The following is a 4,232-nucleotide window of genomic DNA, read 5'->3' on the forward strand; positions in this document are numbered from 1 at the left end:
ATTAGAGATGTAACATAATAATCAATGAGTTACATACATCACGAGGTTCACAACGGTTTTAAGCCGTTTGTGAGCCTTTTTTGTGTTAAAAAAAATTAGAAATACTAAACTTTTCTCTAAAAAAATAAAATAAATTAGCTGTGATAATGTAAAATAATTATTTTAAAATATAACATTTACGGGTTAGTTACATTTTTTTTACCAGTTGTTCAAAACTTTTTAGGTGGAGCGTAGCACATTAATAATAGAGAGGTAATTAAAAAAATGATTTATTCACATTAAAAGAAAAATGTAATTTAAAAATAATTAGCAGATGCTAAGGAGTAATAAAATTATTTAATATAATAGCTACTAAATGTTTACCGTTTGTTCATTACTTTTTGGAGCAAACGTCCCATATTAATTTATGTAGGCAATTAAAAAAATTATATTTATAAATTAAAAACCTAAATTATAACAAAATAAAAAAATAAAATTAAAATAAAAAAATTATTAAAACAAAAAATTAAAAAAATTTTAGAGATAAAAAAATACAGAACTTATTTTTTAAAATAAGTAAATTCTTATAGCAGAATTTTTAATTTCCCATTTTGCTGGAATAGCCAGCCTGTATAAAAAATTATTTTTAAAATTAAAAAAATAAAATTTTAAAAAATAGCTTTAGCATTTCTGCTAGAGCAACGCTATTAGCAAAAATGCTAATAGCTATTTTGCAAAAATTTTTGCAAAAAGAATTTGGTCTCCTGGAAGGAGCAAATTCCATATTTAGGTCTCACAGATTTATATAAATTACAATTTGTATTGTGTTCTGTGATTGTACCGGTTCAGCCTGAAGCAAGTGATAGCAATAGATACAACGTTCTTTGATAATTTTTTTTAGTTTAATTTGTCTTGTCTGCATTAACGGAGTTAATGCAGTATTAATCATGCGATAAAGTGATAAAAAATACTATTTAGCTAAAAAAGCTTAAAAAATATATAAAAAAATAGGTGCGTAGCACCTAAAAAATTTAGGAGGAAGAAACATGGCAAGGGTAAAAAGTAGGTCTATAAAACAGCAATTATATTATGCAATTAACCAAAATTTTAAAGAAGGAATGGACAAGCACAGCTTAAAAAAAGATGGGAAAATGGACGGAATTAGAATTTTTTCTTATGCAGACAGAAAAAATCTTGTGGACTTTACAGCTAATTTTGCCAACTGGATGTCTGTAAAACATACAGAAATTAGAAAAGTTAAAGATATAAATTCTATGCACGTACAAGAATTTTTAGATTTTAAAGGTAAAACTTGCAGTAAAGCAACGGTGGAGCAGTATATGTCTAAAAGTAATAAAATGCAACGTTTAATTAATAAGACATATAACTTAAACAATAAACTAGATATAAAATTGCCAGAAAAAATTAAACATAAACAAAAAATAAGAGATAAGCAGATGGCAGTAAAAGATTGGGAGAATCTTAAAAAGATTGTAAACCCCAATGCATCTAAAGCATTGGATATAGGCAGATACTTTGGTTTACGTGTAAGTGCAGTAGTAAAGCTAGAAAAAAGAGATATAAACATAAAAGAAGGATATGTAAAAGTAGTAGATAGTAAGGGGAAAAAAACTAGAAAAGTAGATATTACAACAGAAAAGCAAATGGAGGTAGCTAAAAGACTATATAACAGCGTTCTAGGAGCAAAGGAAAGGATAGTACCTATACAGCCAAGTTCCGTAAATAAAGAATTAAATAGAAAAATGGAACAGCTAGGAATAAAGCAGAACTACGAAAAGACAAGTACACACGCAGTGCGTAAGTTATACGCAGAGGAAACATTTAATAGAGTGAGAGAAACAGGAATGACTGTGATGGAGGCTAGAGAGTACATCAGCGAGCAATTAGGGCATACGCAAGAAAGAGGTGATAGTGATGAAGAATTAATGAAAACCTATGTTAGGAGTTTGCGTTAGAAATAAAAATATACTAGACGTCGTATATTGTGTTAAAATAGAATAAATAAAATAAAAAATGTACGGATAACGCAAAAAAAAGAGTTTCAAATTTTCGACGTCTGAACTCTTTTTTTACAACTTAGCCAAAGTCCTACAGGACTTCTAAACTTTTTTAATTATATTATTATAATAACAAATAAGAGTTTAAAAGTAAATATAGGAATTTGGATAAGTTGCTAGTTCGTGGAAAGAAGGAAGAGATGAGCAATTTAGCTAAAAGAGAAGAAAAAGAAATTAAATATTTAAGAGATCTAAGGATTATAAATCCTAAAAAAATAGAGGAAAGTATAAAATTTATAGATAAAGTACATGGACAAACAGATGGATATATAACATTAGCATTAAAAAATGTAGATGGTTTTAACCAATGGCATTATAAATTACAAGAGATTAATGGAGCAGTAGAACATTTGCACAAACAAAAAACAGATAGCTATGTAAGTATAAATAGTTTTTATATTCCCGTAAGAAATGCAAATAATATTAAACGAATTAATGCTCTTTATCTAGACATAGATAACCACAATAGCATTGTAACAACGGAAATGGTACAAGAGTTAATAAAGCACCTAAAAAAGCATTATTATAATAAGTTAATTCCTAAGCCTAGCATAACAGTTAGCACAGGGCGAGGAATACAATTAATAATATTATTAGAGCATCTACCAAAACAAGCATTAAAATTTTGGCAGAACATAGAAAATCAAATGGTTAAAAAATTAGAAAAGTTAAACTATAGAGGATTTAAAATAGATACAAGCTGTACAGATGTTACAAGGGTATTTAGACTTCCTGCAACTTATAATACAAAATCTAAAACATATGCAAAAATCTTAGATTTTAACGATAACATATATAGACTGGATGAGTTAAAGAAAAAATATTTTAAATATGTTCCAAAGACTACTGGAAAAAGAAAACCTAAAGTTTTAAATATAACAGCAGGGCAAAAGGGGCTTAATACGTATGAATTGCACTGGAAACGAAGAGAAGATATAGAAAGGTTACAGAATATTAGAAATGGAAAGTGTAATGGATATAGAGAGCTTATGTGTTTTCTATATAGATATTATTCTTGTTTAGTTGATGGCAACTGTAAAAAGGCGATTGATAAAATGCTTAAGTTTAACCAAAAGTTTAGTGAGCCACTACCATTAAATGAAGTTATAAAGGCTACTCAATCGGCAGAAAAGGCTTATAAAGCCTACATAGAAAGTGTAAAGAATGGTGATATAACAATATTTGAAAATGGAGAGTTTAAATTAAAAGGGTACAATTATACTAATGCTAGTTTAATAAAGCTTTTAAATATAACAGAAGAAGAGCAAAAAGAGTTACTAATTCTAATAAGTGTAAAAGAGAAATATAGAAGAAATAATATTAGAAGAAATCCAAAAAATAAAAATGGATTAACTAATAAACAGCAGGAATTAAAGGATTTAAAGGTAAAAGTATTAGAATTTAAAAAAGAAAATTTAAGCAATAGACAAATAGCAAAGATATTAAAGATAAGTGAGTATAAAGTTAGAGATATATTAAAATAAGTATAGGGTATTTATTACCTTATACTGCGATTAAAAATGCTCTACATATTAGTGTGTGTTCTTCCTTTAGGTAGAACACTGCCTATTTATAACTCATACTTCCCTATTTTAGGGGGTTCTAGCATATTTTCAAATCTCTAAAATTTTAGATATTCTTAAAAATTAACATATTATTTTATTCAATCTTAATTTTATGGTGGTCTTAGGGTTAGTGGGATATTTTTTGGCTTTTGGGGACAGTAAAAATTACGTAAGACAAAAAGGGATTTGTGTAAGACGTAGAGAATATAAGGGTTAAGAGAATTTTTAGGGGATTAAAAAATGGGTGTAGAGAATAAGAAAAATGCTAGTATTACAATAAGATTAGAATGTAAGACAAAAGAAGATTTAAAAAAATTAGCTAAAAAGAAAGGTATTACAGTTTCAGAAGTAGTAAATTTACTTATCACAGAGCAGTTAGAAAAAGAAAATTATAAAAATAAGTTTAAGGATCAGTTGGAGCAACGGAGTAAAAATACAGAAAATAAAATAAATCAGCTTAAAAAAAAATTAAAATGGATATAATAAATGCTATAATAAAAATGTTTAATATAGATAAGCGTTAATTATTCAAAATAGCACCTATGCCAGCAGGTGCTATTTTTTTTAATAAATTAAAAGGAGAAAAAATGAGTAATAAATATGGTAAGCA

The 4,232-nt window shown here is 27.1% G+C and carries 3 protein-coding genes; all 3 read left to right on the forward strand.

Translation table 11 applies throughout. The features are described from left to right. The first annotated feature begins 1,025 nt into the window (after positions 1–1,025). The 3 genes from ACRDDY_RS03125 to ACRDDY_RS03135 all read left to right on the forward strand — a co-directional run bounded on the left by ACRDDY_RS03125 (position 1,026) and on the right by ACRDDY_RS03135 (position 4,105). The gene (locus ACRDDY_RS03125) at positions 1,026–1,955 is read left to right on the forward strand and encodes a tyrosine-type recombinase/integrase (protein WP_438563508.1); all 930 of its coding nucleotides are present in this window, start codon (positions 1,026–1,028) and stop codon (positions 1,953–1,955) included. A 242-nt stretch (positions 1,956–2,197) separates the two neighbouring features. Continuing rightward, complete coding sequence (locus ACRDDY_RS03130) at positions 2,198–3,541, forward strand: hypothetical protein (protein ID WP_438563509.1); 1,344 nt, start codon at positions 2,198–2,200, stop codon at positions 3,539–3,541. A 321-nt stretch (positions 3,542–3,862) separates the two neighbouring features. Beyond that, positions 3,863–4,105 carry a hypothetical protein gene (locus ACRDDY_RS03135; RefSeq protein WP_438563510.1) on the forward strand — a complete coding sequence of 81 codons (243 nt, stop codon included), beginning with the start codon at positions 3,863–3,865 and terminating at the stop codon, positions 4,103–4,105. Positions 4,106–4,232 lie beyond the last annotated feature (127 nt).

Source organism: Clostridium sp. (assembly GCF_051656525.1).
Taxonomy (GTDB): domain Bacteria; phylum Bacillota; class Clostridia; order Clostridiales; family Clostridiaceae; genus Clostridium.